The 20300-nt window shown below is 70.2% G+C and carries 15 protein-coding genes; 11 read left to right on the forward strand and 4 right to left on the reverse strand.

Annotated features, from left to right (window positions below; all coding sequences use genetic code 11):
- Position 1 precedes the first annotated feature (1 nt).
- The 9 genes from ACNI65_RS10475 (at position 2) to paoC (ending at position 10591) form a co-directional block, all read left to right on the forward strand.
- Positions 2-988, forward strand: a complete 987-nt coding sequence (locus ACNI65_RS10475; RefSeq protein ID WP_416762886.1) for a DUF1932 domain-containing protein — start codon at positions 2-4, stop codon at positions 986-988.
- 39 nt (positions 989-1027) lie between these two features.
- Positions 1028-1966 carry an amidohydrolase family protein gene (locus ACNI65_RS10480; protein WP_416762888.1) on the forward strand — a complete coding sequence of 313 codons (939 nt, stop codon included), beginning with the start codon at positions 1028-1030 and terminating at the stop codon, positions 1964-1966.
- 40 nt (positions 1967-2006) lie between these two features.
- Entirely contained in the window at positions 2007-2408 is a 402-nt protein-coding gene (ligA, locus tag ACNI65_RS10485; RefSeq protein ID WP_416762891.1) for a protocatechuate 4,5-dioxygenase subunit alpha, read from the forward strand.
- Positions 2405-3313, forward strand: coding sequence for a class III extradiol dioxygenase subunit beta (locus tag ACNI65_RS10490; protein ID WP_416762893.1), 909 nt, complete (start codon positions 2405-2407; stop codon positions 3311-3313). Before ligA ends, ACNI65_RS10490 begins: the two co-directional genes overlap by 4 nt.
- 85 nt (positions 3314-3398) lie before the next feature.
- On the forward strand, positions 3399-4355 hold the full coding sequence (locus ACNI65_RS10495; protein WP_416762895.1) for a Gfo/Idh/MocA family oxidoreductase: 957 nt from the start codon (positions 3399-3401) through the stop codon (positions 4353-4355).
- 100 nt (positions 4356-4455) lie between these two features.
- A complete protein-coding gene (locus ACNI65_RS10500; RefSeq protein WP_416762896.1) occupies positions 4456-6591 on the forward strand; it encodes a diguanylate cyclase domain-containing protein in 2136 nt (711 codons plus the stop codon).
- Between the two features lie 96 nt (positions 6592-6687).
- Entirely contained in the window at positions 6688-7419 is a 732-nt protein-coding gene (paoA, locus tag ACNI65_RS10505; RefSeq protein WP_416762899.1) for an aldehyde dehydrogenase iron-sulfur subunit PaoA, read from the forward strand.
- Positions 7416-8381, forward strand: coding sequence for an FAD binding domain-containing protein (locus ACNI65_RS10510; RefSeq protein WP_416762901.1), 966 nt, complete (start codon positions 7416-7418; stop codon positions 8379-8381). The genes paoA and ACNI65_RS10510 overlap by 4 nt, the downstream gene beginning before the upstream one ends.
- Positions 8378-10591, forward strand: a complete 2214-nt coding sequence (paoC, locus tag ACNI65_RS10515) for an aldehyde oxidoreductase molybdenum-binding subunit PaoC (protein ID WP_416762903.1) — start codon at positions 8378-8380, stop codon at positions 10589-10591. Before ACNI65_RS10510 ends, paoC begins: the two co-directional genes overlap by 4 nt.
- Positions 10592-10762: 171 nt before the next feature.
- Here the strand turns inward: paoC and ACNI65_RS10520 are convergent, their stop codons facing one another.
- Positions 10763-13105 (reverse strand): ATP-binding protein, encoded by a 2343-nt coding sequence (locus ACNI65_RS10520; protein WP_416762905.1) that lies wholly within the window; start codon positions 13103-13105, stop codon positions 10763-10765.
- Between the two features lie 171 nt (positions 13106-13276).
- On the opposite strand from ACNI65_RS10520, the gene ACNI65_RS10525 reads away from it, so the two are divergent.
- Positions 13277-14068: a Crp/Fnr family transcriptional regulator gene (locus tag ACNI65_RS10525; RefSeq protein WP_416762907.1), complete on the forward strand. Its 792-nt coding sequence runs from the start codon at positions 13277-13279 to the stop codon at positions 14066-14068.
- Positions 14069-14300: 232 nt separating this feature from the next.
- Here ACNI65_RS10525 and pepA read toward each other — a convergent pair whose 3' ends face one another.
- On the reverse strand, positions 14301-15098 hold the full coding sequence (pepA, locus tag ACNI65_RS10530; RefSeq protein WP_416762908.1) for a flocculation-associated PEP-CTERM protein PepA: 798 nt from the start codon (positions 15096-15098) through the stop codon (positions 14301-14303).
- A gap of 375 nt (positions 15099-15473) precedes the next feature.
- Between pepA and ACNI65_RS10535 the strand changes: the two genes are divergently transcribed.
- Positions 15474-15773 (forward strand): hypothetical protein, encoded by a 300-nt coding sequence (locus tag ACNI65_RS10535; RefSeq protein ID WP_416762909.1) that lies wholly within the window; start codon positions 15474-15476, stop codon positions 15771-15773.
- 67 nt (positions 15774-15840) lie between these two features.
- Here ACNI65_RS10535 and ACNI65_RS10540 read toward each other — a convergent pair whose 3' ends face one another.
- Together ACNI65_RS10540 and ACNI65_RS10545 are read right to left on the reverse strand one after the other, a co-directional pair.
- Positions 15841-16671: a CheR family methyltransferase gene (locus tag ACNI65_RS10540; protein WP_416762910.1), complete on the reverse strand. Its 831-nt coding sequence runs from the start codon at positions 16669-16671 to the stop codon at positions 15841-15843.
- Positions 16672-16684: 13 nt separating this feature from the next.
- Positions 16685-20290, reverse strand: coding sequence for a response regulator (locus ACNI65_RS10545; protein WP_416762912.1), 3606 nt, complete (start codon positions 20288-20290; stop codon positions 16685-16687).
- Between the last annotated feature and the right edge of the window lie 10 nt (positions 20291-20300).

Genomic DNA, 20300 nt, shown 5'->3' on the forward strand with positions numbered 1-20300 from the left:
CATGGGCACGGCAGTCTCCCCCTCGGCCGTCAACGGCTCCGACGACCTCCAGCCGCCCACGCCGTCGGTCGTGTCGCGGGTCGGCCTGGTCGGCTACGGCGAGGTCGGCCGCATCCTGGCCGAGGACCTGCGCGCCCAGGGCGTGACGGTCAGCGCCTATGACCTCAAGCTCGAATCGCCGTCGGCGGATGCCGACACGATGCGCGAGCACGCCGTGCAGTTCGGCGTCGAGCTCTGCCCATCGGCCACGATGATGGCCACCGCGGCCGATCTCGTCATCAGCGCGGTCACGGCCAGTCAGACGCTGGACGCGGCACGCGCCGCCGCAGCCGGACTCCGGCCCGACACCCTCGTGCTGGACTTCAACTCGGCGTCGCCCAAGGCCAAGCGCGAGGCCGCCGAGGTGGTGCACGCGGCGGGTGGCCGCTACGTCGAGGGCGCGGTCATGACCAGCGTGCCGCCCTACCGCCTCCAGGTCCCGCTGCTGCTGGGCGGCCCGCATGCGCAGGCGGCGGCGCCGATGCTCGCACGGCTCGGCTTCGCGGCCACCGTGGGGAGCAGCGAGTTCGGCGTCGTCAGCGCGACCAAGATGTGCCGCAGCGTGATGATCAAGGGGCTGGAGGCGATGGTCATCGAGAGCCTGACCTCGGCGCGGCATCACGGCGTCGAGGACGCGGTGCTGGCCTCGCTGAAGGAGACCTTCCCGGGCATCGACTGGGAGAAGCAGGCGAGCTACTTCTTCCAGCGCGTCATCCAGCATGGACGCCGGCGCAGCGAGGAGGTCCGCGAGGTGGCCGAGACCGTACGCGACGCGGGCCTCACGCCGTGGAGCGCCGAGGGCACCGCCGAGCGCCAGGCCTGGATGGCCGACCTGGCCGAGGACGGGCTCTTCGGCGAGCGCGGCAGCGCCGGCTTCGGCCGCAGCCCCGATTGGCGCACCGAGGCCGATCGGCTGCTCGCGCATCTGGCCAAGCCCAGGCTCGGCTGAGGCTCCGGACTCGTCCGGCATTGCAAGGAAGGACCCGTGATGACGCTCCCCACGACCGGCGGTTTCGAGAAGACCCCCGGCTGGCTCGACTGGTACCAGGACCCGTCGACGCCCCGATTCCAATTGCCCGACGGGGCCGTCGACGCGCATTGCCACGTCTTCGGCCCCGGCGGCGAGTTCCCCTACGCGCCCGAGCGCAAGTACACGCCCTGCGACGCGAGCAAGGCGCAGCTCTTCGCGCTGCGCGACCGGCTGGGCTTCAGCCGCAACGTCATCGTGCAGGCCACCTGCCACGGCGACGACAACCGCGCGATGGTCGATGCCTGCCGCGCGTCGGGCGGGCGCGCGCGCGGCATCGCGACGGTGCGGCGCTCGGTCACCGACGAGCAGCTGCGTGAGCTGCACGAGGCCGGCGTGCGCGGCGTGCGCTTCAACTTCGTCAAGCGGCTGGTGGACTTCACGCCACGCGACGAGCTGATGGAGATCGCGCATCGCGTGAAGGCGCTGGGCTGGCACGTCGTCATCTACTTCGAGGCGCCCGACCTGCCCGAGTTGTGGGACTTCTTCTCCGCGCTGCCCACGACGGTTGTCGTCGACCACATGGGCCGGCCCGATGTCACGAAGCCCGTGGATGGGCCCGAGTTCGCGCTCTTCCTGCGTTTCCTGCGCGAGCATCCCTTTATCTGGAGCAAGGTCACCTGCCCGGAGCGCCTCTCGGTCAGCGGACCGCGCGCGCTGGGCGGCGAGCCCGAGCCCTACCGTGACGTCATCCCGTTCGCGCGCCGAGTCGTGGAGGAGTTCCCCGACCGCGTGCTCTGGGGCACCGATTGGCCGCATCCCAACCTCAAGGACCACATGCCCGACGACGGCTTGCTGGTGGACGTGATCCCGCGCATCGCGCCCACCGCCGAGCTGCGCCAGCGGCTGATGGTGGACAACCCGCTGCGGCTGTACTGGCCCGAGCTCGCTCGCGGATGAGCGCGAGCCGACGTCGATGACACGTTCCGAGGAGACCCCCATGTCGCTCGACAAGCCCTACCGGGACATTCCCGGCACCACCATCTTCGATGCCGATCAGGCGCGCAAGGGTTATTGGCTCAACCAGTTCTGCATGTCGCTGATGAAGGCCGAGAACCGCGCGCGCTTCAAGGCCGACGAGCGCGCCTACCTGGACGAATGGCCGATGACCGAGCCGCAGAAGGAGGCCGTGCTCGCGCGCGACCTGAACCAGTGCATCCGGCTGGGCGGCAACATCTATTTCCTGGCCAAGATCGGCGCGACCGACGGCCGCAGCTACCAGCAGATGGCCGCCGGCATGACCGGCATGACCGAGACCGACTACCGCGACATGATGCTGGCCGGCGGCCGTCACCCCGACGGCACGCCCCGGCGCAAGAAGGACCAGGAGAGCGGCCGATGAGCCTCACCCCGCCGCTGAACCGCGCGCCGAATCACGCGCGCATCACCGCGTCCGTCTACACCTCGCATGTGCCCGCCATCGGCGTGGCCATGGACCAGGGCCGCACGCAGGACCCGTACTGGCAGCCGCTGTTCGCGGGCTACGAGCCGTCGCGGCGCTGGATGGCAGAGAACCGGCCCGATGCGATCGTGCTGGTCTACAACGACCACGCCAACGCCTTCAGCCTGGACATGATCCCGACCTTCGCGCTGGGCACGGCCGATCGCTACGAGCCCGCCGACGAGGGCTGGGGGCCGCGCGCGGTGCCGCCGGTGCAGGGCCACGGCGAGCTGGCCGCGCACCTCGCGCAGAGCGTCATCCAGCAGGACTTCGACCTCACGCTGATCAACCGGATGACGGTCGATCACGGGCTCACGGTGCCGCTGTCGCTGATGTTCGGCGAACAGCCCGCGGGTGCGCCGGGCTGGCCAGTGCCGGTCATCCCGTTGGCGGTCAACGTGGTGCAGTACCCGGTGCCCTCGGGCCGGCGCTGCCTGCAGCTCGGTCAGGCGATCCGCCGCGCAGTGGAGAGCTTCGATGCGCCGTTGAACGTGCAGATCTGGGGCACCGGCGGCATGAGCCACCAGTTGCAGGGCCCGCGCGCGGGCCTCATCAACCGCGAGTGGGACAACGCCTGGATGGACCGCCTGATCAGCGATCCTCGCGGCCTGTCGGAGATGCCGCACATCGACTACGTGCGCGAGGCCGGCTCTGAGGGCATCGAGCTCGTGATGTGGCTGATCGCGCGCGGCGCCATGTCGGACCTCGCGGAGGACAAGCCAGCGCCGCCGCGTGTCGCCCACCGCTTCTATCACGTGCCCGCGTCCAACACCGCCGTGGGCCACCTGATCCTCGAGAACCCCTGAATTCCATGAACCCCATGAACCCCATGAATCCCCCGAGTCCCCGAATCCTCGGACTTCCGGGAATCGCTGAACGCGGAGCATTGCCATGACTTCTCCCCTGCGCATCGCGCTGGCCGGTGCCGGCGCCTTCGGCCAGAAGCACCTCGACGCGCTCAGGCTCATCGACGGCGTGGAGGTTGTCTCGCTCGTCAGCCGTGACCTCGCCAAGACGCGCGAGGTCGCCGCCAAGTACGGCATCGGCCACGCCACCACCGAGCTCGACGAGGCGCTCGCCCGCGACGATGTCGACGCCGTCATCCTGTGCACGCCCACGCAGCTGCACGCGAGCCAGACACTCGCCTGCCTGGACGCCGGCAAGCACGTGCAGGTGGAGATCCCGCTGTGCGACGTGCTGGCCGAGGGCGAGGCCGTCGTGCGCCGCCAGCGCGAGACTGGGCTGGTGGCCATGTGCGGTCACACCCGGCGCTTCAATCCCAGCCATCAATGGATCCATCGCCGCATCGCGGCCGGGGAGCTGAAGCTCCAGCAGATGGACGTCCAGACCTACTTCTTCCGCCGCACCAACATGAACGCGCTGGGCGAGCCGCGCAGCTGGACCGACCACCTGCTCTGGCATCACGCGGCGCACACGGTGGACCTCTTCGCCTGGCAATGCGGCGCGCCGGTGGTCAAGGCGCATGCGCTGCAAGGGCCGATCCACCCCGAGCTGGGCATCGCCATGGACATGAGCGTGCAGCTGCAGTCCGCCAATGGCGCGATCTGCACGCTGTCGCTGTCCTTCAACAACGAGGGGCCGCTGGGCACCTTCTTCCGCTACATCGGCGACACCGGCACCTACATCGCCCGCTACGACGACCTGGTCTCGGGGCGCGACCAGACCATCGACGTCAGCCAGGTGGCCGTGTCGATGAACGGCATCGAGCTGCAGGACCGCGAGTTCGTCGCGGCCATCCGCGAGGGTCGCGAGCCGCAGGCCAGCGTGGCGCAGGTCTTGCCTTGCTACCAGGTGCTGCACGCGCTGGAGCAGCAGTTGCGGGGATGAGCGGGTTGCGAACGGGTTGAGCGGCTTGAATTAAGCCTTTCGGGGGGCCCGCGCGTCGCTCGGCCCGGGTAGGATGGCCGCTTCGCCTGCGTGCCGCCCGATGGACCGTCCGCCCCTCTACGTTCCGCGTTCTCTGACCCGCCTGGCCCTGTGGCTGATCGCGGGCAATGTCGTCATCGCCGCGGCGATCGCGACCGCGACCTGGCTGTCGCTGGAAGCCGGACGGACGTCCGACCTGACACGGGCCCGCGAGACGACCGAGAACCTCGCCGCCAGCCTCAGCATCGAGATCGGCGCCGAGCTCAAGCAGGTGGACAACGCGCTGTCGACGCTGGCGCTGCAGTTCCGCCGCGCGGGCCGAGAACCGGAGCAACTGCGCCGCGCGATGGAGCGCGCGCTGGCGGACCAGCGCAGCCTGCTGCCGCAGATCGACGCGATCCGGATGACCGACGCGCGCGGCCAGGTCATCTACGGACTGGCCAACGAGGAGCGCACGCTCAACGTCGGCGACCGCGACTACTTCCAGCGCGCCCGCGACAGCGAGGCCTTCGTCATCTCGGAGCCGCTGTTCGGGCGCGTGCTCAGGCGCTGGGCCATCGTCGTGGCGCGCCGGCTCGAGACCGAGGACGGCGCCTTCGCCGGCGTGGTCTACACCTCGCTGTCCACCGAGCACTTCATCGAGAGCTTCAAGGGCCTGACGATCGGCAGCGAGGGGGCGATCTCGCTGCGCACGCGCAGCCAGCGCCTGATCGCGCGCTACTCGGCAGCGGAGCCGCATTCGATCCGCGGCGTGGGTGATGTGATCGTGTCCGAGGACCTGATGCGCCAGATGGCGGCCAACCCGCAGCAGGGCTGGTACATGACCAAGACCAAGCTCGACAATATCGAGCGCATCACCTGTTATCGCCAGGTGCGCGGATATCCGCTGACGATCTTCACCGGCGCCAGCACCGCCGACTTCCTGGCCGCGTGGCGCGGCGAGGCGCAGCAGCAAGGCGCGCTGGCCGCGCTCGTGATCCTGACGGTGATGGGCTGCTCGGTGCTCGTGTTCCTGCAGCAGCGCCGCGACCGGCGAGCAGCCACGGCGCTGCAGACGCTGGCCGCGGAACAGGGGCTGATGCTGGACAACGACATGGTCGGCATGATGCGGCTGCGCGACCGGCAGGTCGTGTGGAAGAACCGCGCGCTGGCCTCCGTGTTCGGCTACGCGCCCGGGGAGCTGGTCGGTCAGCCGACGCGCAAGCTCTACCTGGACGATGCGAGCCACGAGGAGATCGGCGAGGCGGCCTACGCGGCGATCGCATCGGGCCGGCGCTTCCGTCATCAGCTGCGCATGCGGCGCAAGGACGGCACGCCGGTGTGGATCGACCTGAGCGGCGCGGCGGTCACCGAGCGCGAATCGCTCTGGATGATGATCGACATCACCGCGCTCAAGGAAAGCGAGGCCACCGCGCAGCACCTGGCGGTGCATGACGGGCTGACCGGGCTGCCGAACCGGGTGCGCTTCACCGAGCGCCTGGCCGGCGCGCTGACGCTGCTGGGCGAGCGGGTCGGGCTGGTGGCGGTGTGCTGGGTCGACGTCGACGGCTTCAAGGCGATCAATGACGAGCACGGCCACGACGCCGGCGACACGGTGCTGCGCGTGGTCGCGCAGCGCTTGCAGGCGGGGGTGCGTCACCACGACCTCGTGGCGCGCATGGGCGGCGATCAGTTCGCGATGCTGGTCACCGCGCTGCGCGCCGAGCATGAGGCGGAACCCGCGCTGCGCCGGATGATGGATGCGATCGCCGAGCCGATCCGCCTGTCCGATGGGAGTCATGTCGCGGTCGATGTCAGCATCGGCATCGCGTTTGCCCCGCACCATGGCCGGCAGGCCGAGTCGCTGATGCGTCTGGCCGAGACGGCGATGACCATGGCCAAGCGCGCCGGCAGACGCCGCGTGGTGTCGGCCAGCAGCATGCCAGGGAATGCCATGAACGCGACCAACTCGCCCGCCACCTCCGTCGGTCCCGACGCGCCCACGCCGGTGGATGCGATCGACACGCCGTCGGGGCCTGCGCCGGAGCCGGGCACGGAGGGCTCGCGTGAGGCGGCGCCGGCCGCGCCACGGCCCCAGGATCCGGGACCGCCCGCGGTGCCTGATCACGCTTTCGATGAGTCCGTGGCCGGCGAGGAAGACCCCGGCGCCACGCTCGACGGCGAAGACAGCAGCCGCGTGCCTCCCGCGCGTCGCTGAGCCCCTTGTTGGCCCCCTCGCCCGCGCAGCGGGAGAGGGGAGTCTTGGGAACGGGGATTGCCATTGCAGGGGGTTGCCCAGCCAGGAGCCCCCAGCATGGACCTCGACGTGGAATCCCCTCGCGCGCAAGACGCGCCCTCCTCCCCGTGCGACGATCCGCCCGGTGCGCTCTCGCGCCGCGGTCTGCTGATCGCCGGCGCGGGCGCGTCCGCCGCCGTGGCCGCAGGCGCCTCGCTCGAGGCCGCCGCGCAAGCCCCCGCGCGCACCGCCAACCCGACCCAGGAGAAACTCGTGGCCACCACCCGTGTCACGCTCGAGGTCAACGGCCAGCCGCACACGCTGACCCTGGACAACCGCACGTCCCTGCTGGACCTGCTGCGCGAGCACCTGCACCTCACCGGCACCAAGAAGGGCTGCGACCACGGCCAGTGCGGCGCCTGCACCATCCACCTCGACGGCCGCCGCGTCAACGCCTGCCTCACGCTCGCCGTGATGCACGACGGCGCCAAGCTCACCACCATCGAGGGCCTGGGCACGCCCGAGAAGCTCCACCCGATGCAGGCCGCGTTCGTGCGCCATGACGGTTACCAATGCGGCTACTGCACGCCCGGGCAGATCTGCTCGGCGGTCGCGGTGCTCCAGGAGATCCAGGCCGGCGTTCCCAGCCATGTCACCGGCGATCTCACCGCCCGCCCGCTGCTGTCCGCGGACGAACTGCGCGAGCGCCTGAGCGGCAACCTCTGTCGCTGCGGCGCCTACGCCAACATCATCGATGCCGTGTCCGAGGTGGCCGGCTTGCCGGCCGCCGGCGAACGGAGGTCCGCATGAAGCCCTTCACCTTCGAGCGCGCGGCCACGCCGGCCGCGGCGGTCTCCGCCGCCACACGGCAGCCCGGCGCGCGTTTCATCGCCGGAGGCACCAACCTCCTGGACCTGATGAAGCTGCAGATCGAGACGCCGGTCCACCTGATCGACGTCAACGGCCTGGGTTTCGACCGCATCGAACCCACGAATGACGGCGGCCTGCGCATCGGCGCGCTGGTGCGCAACACCGACCTGGCCGCCGACCCGCGCGTGCGGCGCGACTACGGCGTGCTGTCCCGCGCGCTGCTCGCCGGCGCTTCCGGCCAGTTGCGCAACCGCGCCACCACCGCCGGCAACCTGCTGCAACGCACGCGCTGCCCCTACTTCTACGACACGGATCAACCCTGCAACAAGCGCCAGCCCGGCAGCGGCTGCTCGGCGCTGGGCGGCATGAGCCGGCCGCTGGGCGTGATCGGCGTCAGCCAGGCCTGCATCGCCACGCATCCCAGCGACATGGCCGTCGCGATGCGCGTGCTGGACGCCACCGTCGAGACGCTGCGTGCCGATGGCCAGGCCCGCCGCATCCCCATCGCGGACTTCCATCGCCTGCCCGGCGACACGCCGCATGTGGAGACCACGCTCGAGCCCGGCGAGCTGATCACCGCGGTCACGCTGCCCAAGCCCGCAGGCGGCGTGCACGTCTATCAGAAGGTCCGCGACCGCGCGTCCTACGCCTTCGCGCTGGTCTCGGTGGCGGCCATCGTCCAGCGCGATGGCGGCGGGCGGATCGCCGTGGGCGGCATCGCGCCCAAGCCCTGGCGCGTGCCGGCCGCCGATGCGGCCCTGAAGCGTGGCGCGGGCGCCGCGTCGCAGGCGCTGCTCGCCGGCGCGACCCCGACGGCGGAGAACGCCTTCAAGCTGCCGCTGGTCGAGCGCACGCTCGCGGCGGTGCTCGCGCACGCCAGGACGTCCGGGAGGACCGCATGAAGTTCGACACCCCCGCCACCACCAATCCGATCGACCAGTTGCGCGTCGTGGGCAAACCCACCGACCGCATCGACGGTCCGCGCAAGACCACCGGCACCGCGCCCTACGCCTATGAGCGCCACGACGTCGCGCGCAATGCCGCCTACGGGGTGGTCATCGGCGCCGGCATCGCCAAGGGCCGCATCACGCGCATGGACCTGAACGCGGCCGAGGCCGCGCCCGGCGTGCTCGCCGTGGTCACCTCGCAGAACGCCGGCAAGCTCGGCCAGGGCAAGATGAACACGGCCGCGCTGCTGGGTGGCCCCGAGATCGCGCATTACCACCAGGCCGTGGCCGTGGTCGTCGCCGAGACCTTCGAGCAGGCCCGCGCCGCGGCGGCGCTGGTGCGCGTCGAATACAGCGAGGAACCTGGCGCGTTCAGCCTGGCCAAGGAGAAGTCCAAGGCCAAGCCGCCCAAGCAGGACGACGGCCCCGGCGGCACGCCGCCCGAGACGCACGTCGGCGATTTCGAGGGCGCGTTCGCGCGCGCCGCGGTGAAGATCGACCAGACCTACACGACGCCCGACCAGTCGCACGCGATGATGGAGCCGCATGCGACGCTGGCTGTCTGGGAAGGCGACCGCCTCACCGTGTGGACCGCCAACCAGATGATCAACTGGGGACTGGGCGACCTGGCGCGCACGCTGGGCCTGCCCAAGGACAAGGTGCGGCTGATCTCGCCGTTCATAGGCGGCGGATTCGGCGGCAAGCTCTTCCTGCGCGCGGACGTGCTGATGGCCGCGCTCGGCGCCAAGGCGGCGGGCCGCCCGGTGAAGGTCGCGCTGCAGCGGCCGCTGATGTTCAACAACACCACGCACCGCCCCGCCACCATCCAGCGCCTGCGCATCGCCGCCGAGACCGACGGCCGCATCACCGCGATCGGCCATGAGAGCTGGTCGGGCGATCAACCCGGCGGTCAGCCCGAGACCGCCGTCGCGCAGACCCGGGTGATGTACGCGGGCGCGAATCGCATGACGGCGATGAAGCTCGCCGAGCTGCATCTGCCCGAGGGCAACGCGATGCGCGCGCCCGGCGAGGCCCCCGGCCTGATGGCGCTGGAGATCGCGATGGACGAGCTCGCGGAGCGGCTCCGGATCGACCCGGTCCAGTTCCGCATCCTCAACGACACGCAGGTCGACCCCGAGAAGCCGGAGCGCCCGTTCTCGCAGCGCCGTCTGACCGAATGCCTGCGCCTGGGCGCGGAGCGCTTCGGCTGGAGCCGGCGCACCGCGCCCGGTCAGCGCCGCGAAGGCCGCTGGATGATCGGCCTGGGCATGGCCGTGGCCTTCCGCAACAACCTCGTGATGAAGTCCGGCGCCCGCGTGCGGCTCGACAAGCGCGGGATCGTCACCGTCGAGACCGACATGACCGACATCGGCACCGGGACCTACACCATCCTCGCGCAGACCGCCGCGGAGATGATGGGCGTGGGCCTCGAGCAGGTCGTCGTGCGGCTGGGCGATTCGTCGCTGCCCGTGTCGGCGGGATCGGGCGGCCAATGGGGCGCCAACAGCTCGGCCTCGGGCGTGTACGCGGCCTGCGTCGCGCTGCGCGAGCTCGTGGCGCGCAAGGCCGGCATCGACGCCGGGAAAGCCGTGTTCGCCGATGGCCAGGTGCGCGGCGGCGATCGCGCGGTCTCGCTCGCGGAGATCGCCGGCAACGAGGGCCTGGCCGCCGAGGACAAGATCGAGTTCGGTGACCTGGACAAGAAGTACCAGCAGTCCACCTTCGGCGGTCACTTCTGCGAGGTCGCCGTCGACGCGTACACCGGCGAGGTCCGCGTGCGGCGCATGCTCGCGGTGTGCGCGGCGGGCCGCATCCTCAACCCGAAGTCCGCGCGCAGCCAGGTGATCGGCGCGATGACGATGGGCGTGGGCGCGGCGTTGATGGAGGCGCTGCACGTGGACGAGCGGCGCGGCTTCTTCGTCAATCACGACCTGGCGGGCTACGAGGTACCGGCGCATGCCGACATCCCGCATCAGGAGGTGATCTTCCTGGATGAGACCGATCCGATCTCCTCGCCGATGAAGGCCAAGGGTGTCGGCGAGCTGGGCATCTGCGGCGTCGCCGCCGCTGTGGCCAACGCCATCCACAACGCGACCGGCGTGCGTGTGCGGGACTATCCGATCACGCTCGACAAGCTGCTGGCGGGGTTGCCGAAGGTGGCTTGACGCTGCCATGAAGCCCCTCGCCCGCGAAGCGGGAGAGGGGTTGGGGTGAGGGCTCGTGTGAGGGCACGGAAGCGCACGGTGCCCTTCGCAGAGCCCTCACCCCCGCCCTCTCCCGCTTCGCGGGCGAGGGAGTTCCAGGTGTTCCCCCGCAAGCGCGAGCGAGAAACCGGGTCAGTCGGACGCGGCGGGCTCGCGGGTGGGGTTCAGGGCCTGCGCCAGCACGGCCGCGAGCACGTTGATGTCGTAGGGCTTGGGCACCAGCGGCACATCCGGCGCCTCCTCGATGCGCACCGGGTGGCCGCTGGCCAGCACCACCGGCAGCGTCGGCTTGAGCACCTTCAAGGTCCTCACCAGATCCACCCCGCTGCGCACGCCCGGCATCACGATGTCGGTCAGCACCACGTCCACCGCAAGGCCCCCACGCAGCAGATCCAGCGCGTGATCGGCGCTCGGCGCCGTCGTCACGTGGAAGCCGAGTTCCTCCAGCCCCTGCGCCGTGAGCTCCCGCACCGACGCCTCGTCCTCGACCAGCAGCACGCGTCCATAAAAACGCGGGGCCGTGGCGCCGTTCGCCTCGGAGGCCGCCGTGGCGGATGCCGCCGATGCAGCCAGACCTGCCGCGCCGGCAAGCTCCGCTGCGGCGTCCTTCGCGCGGCCGTGCGATCGGGGCAGCCACAGCGTGACCTCCGTGCCCAGTCCGATCTTGCTGACGATGCCGGCGGTGCCGCCGGCCGATTGCGCCAACGCATAGACCTGCGGGAGTCCCAGCCCCGTGCCCTGCCCCACCGGCTTGGTGGTGAAGAAGGGCTCGAAGGCGCGCTCCATCAGCTCCTGCGACATGCCGTCGCCGGTGTCGCGCACCGAGATCGCGACGTACTCGCCCGGCGGCAGCTCGAGCACCGCCGGACTCGACGACTTCTCCTGCGGCATCGGCAGCGTGCGGTTGTGCGCCGCCACGGTCAACTGACCGCGCCCGTGCATCGCGTCTCGCGCGTTCAGCGCCAGGTTCAGCACGGCCAGCTCCAGCTGCACGGGGTCGGTGCGCACGGGCCAGAGCGTCTCATCGATCTGCAGACGGACGTCCACCGCGCTCCCCACGGCGCCGCCGGCCAGGTCCATCAGCGCGGGCAGCTCGCGCCGCAGGTCGATGACGGCCTCGTGGCCCACATGCTGCCGGCCGAAGGCCATCAGCTGCCGCGTGAGCTGCGCGGCGCGCGAGGTCGCCCGCTGGCAGGCGTCCAGCGCCGCGTCGCCGCGCGGATCGCTGCTCAGCCGACGCGCCAGCTGCAGCCCCGTGGTCATCGTCTGCAGCAGGTTGTTGAAGTCGTGCGCGATGCCGCCGGTCAGGCGCCCGAGCGCCTCGAGCTTCTGGCTGCGCAGCGCCGTCTGCTGCGCGCTGCGCGTCTGCGCGACGGCGGCATCGATCTCCTCGCGCAGGCGGAGCTCGTTGCCGGCGCGCTCGCGGCTGGCGGTGGCCAGCGCGCGTTGCGCGATGTCGATCTCGTCGATGCCGCTGCCCGGCGACGCGGGCTCGATCGTCGCGCCGCCGCCCATGCGGATCGCGTCCTTGCGCAGCCGCCGCAGCGGTTCTGCGATCGCGCGGCTCAAGCGGCGCGCCAGCACCAGCGCCAGCACGATGAAGCTCAGCGAGAGCGCCAGCATCATCGCGAACGCCGTCCAGGCGCCCTTGGCGAGCTCGGCCTGGCTCAGCCCGATCAGCACCACCCAGCCCGAATCCGGCGCCCGGCTGAAGACGGTGAACACCGCCTCGCCATCGAGCGTGCGCGCTTCCACGACGCCGCGATCGCCCTTGCCGAGCGCTTCCAGCATGTTCGGGCTGGCGCGCTGGCCGACGCGGCGTTCGGGCTCGCGCGTGCGGGCGACGACATAGCCCTTGCGATCGAGCACGACGCCTAGCCAGCCTTCCGGCAGCGGCTGCTGGCGGAAGATCTGCTGCATGTCGGCGACGGGGCTGCCGTATCCCAGGAACATCGGCTGGCCCAGCACCGTGACCGGCACGCGCACGGCGAAGCTGGGCCGGCGGTCGACCGGACCGACATACAGGTTGGAGACGATCAGGCGACGACGCGGTGCATCCATGCCTTCCTGGAAGGCGCCGGTCGCGGGCAGCGGCTGGCCCCAGGGGATGCGCGTGTTGATCAGCTGCCGGCCGTCGGCCGCGGTCAGCACGATCGTGCTGGGCGTGTTGGCCACGACTCGTGCGGCCTCGCCGTGAAACTGCTCGAGCCGGCCCTCGGCCAGGCTGGGCGACACGCTGAGCGCCTGCAGCAGCGCCGTGCGAACCGCCATCTCGCGGTCGGCGACCAGGCTCAGCGCCTCGGCGGTCTCGGTGGCGGCGGCAACCGCGGCGCGGCGCTCGGTGTGGAACACGGCCATCCCGGCGATCACCGACAGCAGCAGCGTCGGCAGCACGATCAGCCAGACCATCGCGCGCAGTTTCTGGCTGACGGACCCGGCACGCGGCTCAGAGGATGTCGGGGTCCGAAGGGGCATGGTGGGCGGATTCTAGGGGGGTCTCATGCGGAACTCGGGCCGAACTTGCGCCAGTCATGGGCAGTCTTGCGCAGACACGCGGTGGCACCGAAGACACCGTTGGACACCCGCCGGGCACGGTGATTGCCTTCCTTTGGCGCTGGAACCGATGTCCGGTTCCTGGAGCTGTAGATGTCCCTGTCCCTTGCCGCAACTCCTGCCGCCGACGGATCCCGCGGAAATCAGCTGCTGGTGCAGCTGCCCGCCGAGGATCTGGTGCGCTGGTCCGCGCACCTCGAGACCGTCGAGCTGCTCAAGGGCCGCGTGCTGTTCGAGTCGGGCGCCCCCGCCACGCATGTCTATTTCCCGATCACGTCCATCGTGTCGCTGATCCAGACGACGCATTCCGGCGATGCGACGCAGGTCGCGATGATCGGCTCGGAAGGCGCGGCCGGCCTGGCCGCGGCGATGGGCGGCGAGTCGCCGGCATGCCGCGCGGTGGTGCAACGCGCCGGTCTGGCTTACCGGATGCGCGTACCGTTGGTGCGTGAACAGCTGGTGCGCTCGGGCGCCACCACCCTGCTCCTGCTGCGTTACCTGCAGTCCCTGCTGGCCCAGGTCGCCCATACCGCGGTCTGCAATCGTCACCATTCGTTGGAACGCCAGCTGTGCCGCTGGCTGCTCTCCAGCCTGGATCGCCAGCACGGTCACAACGAACTGTCGGTGACCCAGGAATCGATCTCCAACCTGCTGGGGGTGCGCCGGGAAGGCGTCACCGAGAGCGCCCAGCGCCTCCAGGCCGCCGGCCTGATCCGATATTCCCGCGGACATATCGCGGTACTGGACCGGCCGGGGCTGGAGGCCCGGGCCTGCGAGTGCTACGCCCTGCTCAAGCAGGACTTCCAACGTCTGCTGTCCCAGGCACCGGACGGCGTGAACGCGGCCACCTCTGCCACCTTCGCGCCCGTCGCCGTGCAGGCCTGACAGCCCGTCGACGCGTCAAGCATCGCAGTGGACGTCCCGTCGGGAACGGGCGTCCGTCGAGCGTTCATGGAACGCTCTCTTCTACTTCCATCTCCGGTTCCACGGGTCCTGGATCGCTTCGGCACCCGCATGCCTGGCTGATCCAGTTCCCGTTTCACCGCTTCACCGGCTCACCGCTGACGCGCGGTGACACCGGTTCACGCGGGGCCGGCTCGTCGAGCCGGCCGCACGATCACTTGTCGGTGCGGGTGCGGCGACGCGCCACGAAGCCGATCGCGCCCAGACCGGCGAGCAGCATCGCGTAGGTCGAGGGTTCCGGCACCGCGGAGGCGAAGTTCACCGAGCCACCGCCCTGACGGATGCGGAAGCCGCCCACGAAGGGCTCGACCTGGGAGGTCGTGTTGGAGAACGACGTCAGCGCCATGTTGTACGCCGGCGAGGAGGTCTGGAATCCAGGCACCAGCCAGTTCAGCGTCAGCTTGGCGTTGGCCGAGGGATTGAAGGTGCCGTCGCCCAGCGGCGTCGTGGCCACCGTGCCCAGCACCAGCGAGCCCGAGGCCAGCGCGACTTCGCCCGTGGCGGTTTCGGTCGGGGTGTTGCCCGCGAAGCCGAACGACGAGGTGCCGTTGTAGCCGTACAGGGTGTAGGTCAGCGTGTTCAGCGTGCCCAGCGTCGGCGTGGTGGCCGGGTTGCCGCCTTGCGACAGCGTGCCGGAACCGCTGAACTGGATGTAGAAGCCGTAGTCCGAGTTCAGGCCGCTGGAAGGCAGCGTCAGACCGCCCAGCTGCGTGGCGCTGATCGCCAGGTAGCCGGATTCGGTGAACGTGTTGCCGGCCCCGAAGGTGATGGTCGAGTAGTTCGACACCAGCAGGTTGTCCGCCGTGAAGGACGAGCCGTTCAGGCCGGCGGCGGCCGGATCCCAGGTGAACTGCGGCAGCGCGGAAGCGCTGGCGCTGGCGGCAGCCAGGGCGAGAGCCAGCAGGGTGCGCTGGAACGCCACGGGCGAGCGGGAGAGCAAAGGCAGGGTCATGGTGGTTGCTCCGAAAAGGATGAGTCCGAAAGCTACGGACGCTGCAGTTCACCATCCGCTCCAGAGGGAGTCTGTGCGTCCACCCACATAAAAACCCAGTACTTGCGTGCTGTACCCGGAAGGTGCTACGTACGCGGGCGCGCGTGCCTGAAACACCCCCTTGGTTCACGGGGGTCAGGCATGTGCGAATCCAACGCTCGAACGCGTTTGTTACTCGATGTGATCGGACCAAAGTCGATGCAACGAGAGTCGCCGCGGCGCGAAATACTGCGCTCGACCGCGCGTTTCGACGCGGCGCGCGACGGTGGCCGCGCGGGGCTCGCCCGGACAATCGCGCATCGCTGTCCCACCCGACGTTCACCGTCGATTCGCGCCATGCCTCAAGCCCCCCGCTCCGCTGCCGCCGCTTCCCTGTCCTCCGCCGCCGTCTCCGGCGTGGCGGGCCTGATGCTGGGGCAGATCGTGCTGGCGATGGCCCTGCATCACGGCCGCTCGGTCGAGGGTCTGGGCTTCGCGCTGGTGTTCCTGGTCGCCGGCGGCGCCTCGGTGGCCTGCCTGCTGGCGCATCGCCATCAACAGCGCCGTCCGCGCGACGAGCCCGCGCCGATGCGCCTGTGGCTCACCGCGCTCGCGGTCGGCGTGCTGGCCTCGATCTACGCGGCCGGGATGGCCTGATTGGCGCAAGGTCCCTGGGCATCGGCCTCCCGGCCGATCGCCCGTGATTGACGCGCTGAACGCGCCCTCAGCCGTTGCGCTTCTGGTAGACCCGCTCGCGCGCGGCGATCTCGACGAACTCGTGCGCGTGGGATGAGAAACGCAGCGTCTCGCGCGCGCCCAGGCCGAGGAAGCCCCCGCGGCACAGCGCCTCGCTGAAGAGCCCGAACGCGCGGTCCTGCAGCGCCCGGTTGAAGTAGATCAGCACGTTGCGGCAGGACACGAGCTGCACCTCGGCGAAGACGCTGTCGGTGGACAGGCTGTGGTCGCTGAAGACGATGTGCGACTTCAGCGACTTGTCCATCAGCACATGGTCGTACGCGGCCGTGTAGTGGTCCGACAGCGATCCCTTGCCGCCGCTGGCGCGGTGGTTCTCCGAGAAGCCCGGCACCAGTTCCATCCGGTACACGCCGGCCTGGGCCAGCGCGAGCGCCTCCTGGCTGATGTCGGTCGCGTAGATCAGCGTGCGTTCCAGCAGCCCTTCCTCCTTCATGAGGATGGCCAGCGAATACGCCTCCTCGCCGCCGCTGCAGCCCGCCACCCACAGCCGCAGCGACGGGTAGGTGCGCAGCACCGGCACGACGTGCTCGCGCAGCGCGAGGAAGTACTCGGGATCGCGGAACATCTCGCTGACCTGCACGGTCATGTCGGCGAGCACCGACCGGAACACCTCGGGCTCGCGCAGCAGCCGCCCCTGGAGCTGCGACAACGTCGCGCACTCGAAGCGCTGCATCGCGGCCTTCAGCCGGCGGCGCAGCGAGCTGCCGGCGTAGTCCCGGAAGTCGTAGTGGTAGCGCTCGTAGATGGCTTCCAGGATCAGCCGGACCTCGATGTCGAGTTCAGGGGATGCGTGCGGCATCGTCCGTCGGTCCTCAGCGCGGCATCCAGACACGGACCAGCGAGAGCAGCTTCTCGATGTCCAGCGGCTTGGCGATGTAGTCGTTGGCGCCCGAGGCCATGCACTTCTCCTGGTCGTCCTTCATCGCCTTGGCGGTCAGCGCGATGATGGGCAGCCGCTTCAGATCGGGCCGCGCGCGGATCTCGCGCATCGCGGTGTAGCCGTCCATCTCCGGCATCATGATGTCCATCAGCACGAGGTCCACCGGCGGCATCGCGCCCGGTCCCTGAAGCGGCGCGGCGAGCCGGTCCAGCGCCTCGCGGCCGTTGCGCGCGATGTCCACCTTCACGCCCTTGGGCTCCAGCACCGCCGACAGCGCGAAGATGTTGCGCACGTCGTCCTCGACGATCAGCACGCGGCGTCCCTCGAGCATGTTGTCCCGCGCGCGCACCTCCTTGAGCATGCGCTGGCGCTCGGGCGGCAGCTGCGATTCCACCTGATGCAGGAACAGCGTGACCTCGTCGAGCAGTCGCTCCGGCGATCGCGCGCCCTTGATGATGATCGAGCGCGAATAGCGGCGCAGCTGCTGCTCCTGCTGCGGCGACAGCGTGTGGCCCGTGTAGACGATCACCGGCGGGAAGGCGACATCGTCCTGCAGCGCCATCTGGTCGAGCAGGTCGTAACCGCTCATGTCGGGCAGGTTCAGGTCCATGACCATGCAGTCGAAGGTCGACTGGCGCAGCGCCTTCAGCGCCTCGGCCGCGGTGGCCACGCCGTGGATGCGGACCTCGTCGGCGGCGAGCAGGTGACGGATGCTGTCGAGCTGGCGCGCGTCATCCTCGACGACCAGCACCGTGCGCAGGCGTTGCGAGAACTTGGCTTCCAGGCGATGCAGCGCGCTCTCGAGCTCGTCGCGCTTGACGGGCTTGAGCGCGTAGCCCACCGCGCCGCGCTCCAGCGCCTCATGCGAGTAGTCCGCCACCGAGATCACATGCACGGGGATGTGGCGCGTGAGCGGCTCGCGCTTGAGCCGGTCCAGCACGCCCAGTCCCGAGTGGTCGGGCAGGTTCATGTCCAGCAGGATCGCGCTGGGGGCGTAGCGTTGCGCGACCGACAGGCCGTTCTCCGCGGTGTGCGCCATCAGGCACACGAAGCCCATCTCGCGGATCAGGTCGCGCAGGATCAGCGCGAAGCGCGGATCGTCCTCGATGATCAGGATCGCGCGATCGCCTTGCACCCACGACAGGCGGTCGTCGTCGAGCTGCGGCAGGCGCGCCTCGGGCGCGGCCGGCGCGGGCTCGCGCAGCAGCGAGACCGCCTGGTCCTCAGCGCCCTCCTCCGATTCGTCATCGAGCCGCGCGGCCGGCAACACCGCGTCGAAGCCCGCCCGCGACGCGATGGCCGGCGACGCGGTGATCGGGGCCTGCGCCGGTGGCAGCGGCCGCGACAGCTGGCCGTCCTCGGGCAGGTCGATCGTCATCGGCAGCACCAGGCTGAAGGTCGAGCCCTCGCCCGGCACGCTGCGCAGATGGATGTCGCCGCCGAGCAGCCGCGCGAGGTCGCGCGAGATCGAGAGACCCAGCCCCGTGCCACCGTACTTGCGGTGCGTGCTGCCGTCGGCTTGGCGGAAGGCCTCGAAGATCGGCCCCTGCTGATGGGCGGGGATGCCGATGCCGGTGTCCGTGACGGCGAAGGCGATGCGGCCGTCGGCCGTCGGGCCGACCTCCATGCGCACCGAGCCGCGCTCGGTGAACTTCAGCGCGTTGGACAGCAGGTTCTTGAGGATCTGGCTGACGCGCGCCTCGTCGGTCTCCATCCATTCCGGCGATCCGGGCGCCAGGCGCAGGTCGAAAGCCAGGTTGCGCTGCGCGGCGATCGGCGCGAACACCTGCGTCAGATGCTGCAGCAGGCGCGGCAGCGAGCTGCGATCGACCTGCAGGTCGACCTTGCCGGCCTCGATCTTGGACAGGTCCAGGATGTCGTTGATCAGCGCGAGCAGGTCGTTGCCCGCCGAGGAGATGGTCTGCGCGAAACGCACCTGCTCGTCGGTCAGGTTGCCGTCCTTGTTGTCCGAGAGCAGCTTGGCCAGGATCAGCGTGGAGTTGAGCGGCGTGCGCAGCTCATGGCTCATGTTGGCCAGGAACTCGCTCTTGTACTGGTTGGAGCGCTCCAGCGCGTCGGCGCGGTCGGTCAGCTCGCCCTGCGCCTGCGTCAGCGCGGCGCGCTGCATCTCCAGCTGGCGCGCCTGCTCCTCGAGCTGCGTGTTGCTCTCTTCCAGCTCGGTCTGCTGCTTCTCCAGGCGCAACTGCGAGTCGCGCAGCGCATTGCCCTGCTCCTCGAGCTCCTCATTGCTCGCGCGCAGCTCTTCCTGCTGCATCTGCAGTTCCTCGGCCTGGCGGCGGCTTTCCTCGAGCAGCGCTTCCAGTCGGCTGCGATCCTTGGCCGCGCGCAGCGCCATCGCGATCGGTTCCGCGACGCGGGCCAGCAGCTCGCGCTCGGCCTCGCCGACGCCGTGCAGGAAGCCCAGCTCGATCACGCATTGCACGCGGCGATCGATGCCCGCCGGCGCGATCAGCAGCTCGGTCGCGGTGGCCTTGCCCAGCGAGGACGTGATCGGCAGGTAGTCCGCCGGGAGATTCTGGACATGGACGATGCGGCGATCGCTCGCGGCCTGGCCCAGCAGCGTGTCGCCGCCGCGCACCACCGGCGAGGCGGCCTCACCGGTCATCACGGGCAGCGCATAGCCGCCCACGCGCAGGAAACTGCCGTCCTCCTGCGCGACGTAGAAGGCACCGACGCGCGCCTCGGTCCAGCGCGCCAGGAAACTCGTGGCCACGTCGGCCAGGCGCTCGACATGCGGGTCGCCCTGCAGCTCGACGCCCAGACCCGCCAGGCCCGCCTTGAGCCATTCCTCGGTCTTGCCCGCGCGGTAGGCGCGCGCGCTCAGCACGGCCGCGACGGCCGTGAGCACCAGCAGCAGCGCCGATCCGCCCCATATCACCGCGACGGTCTGCTGGACCGACGCATCCCAGGCCTCGCGTCGCGAGGCCGCGCGGTCGCGCTCCTCGCGTTCCATCTCGCCGAGCAGCGTGCGGATGCGCTCCATCAGGATGCGGCCGCGATCGCCCTTGACCACGGAGACGGCAGCAGCGGTGTCGCCGCGGCGGCGCAGCTCGATGGACTCGTCCATCTCGGTGAGCTTGGCCTTGAACAGCTGCTCGGCCGTCTCCAGCCGCGCGAGTTGCGGGCGGTAGTTCTGGAAGGCGGCACGCAGCCGTTCCGCCGCGGCGGGGATGGTCACCTGCGCCGTGTTGAACGGCACGAGGTAGGTGTCGATGCCGGTGATCAGATAACCGCGCTGACCGGTCTCGGCATCCTTCATCGCCGAGCCCAGTGTCTGGATCTGCTCCTGCACGGCCAGCGTGCGGGTCATCGCGTCGGCGGCATCGGACTGGGCCTGCTGCGAGCGCCACGAGAAGAGCGCGCTGATCAGGATGGTGATCACCGCCAGCGCGAAGCCGAGCATCGTGGGCAGCGGCAGCCAGTCATGACGCCGCGTCACGTTGGCCAGGTGGGCAGGCTGACCACCGGCGGCGGTGGCCGAGGTCGAGGAGGCGGCGGAAGACGTCTTGATGTTCATGAAACGCAAA

Origin of the sequence: Roseateles sp. So40a (assembly GCF_048081605.1) — a bacterium.
Lineage (GTDB): Bacteria > Pseudomonadota > Gammaproteobacteria > Burkholderiales > Burkholderiaceae_C > Roseateles.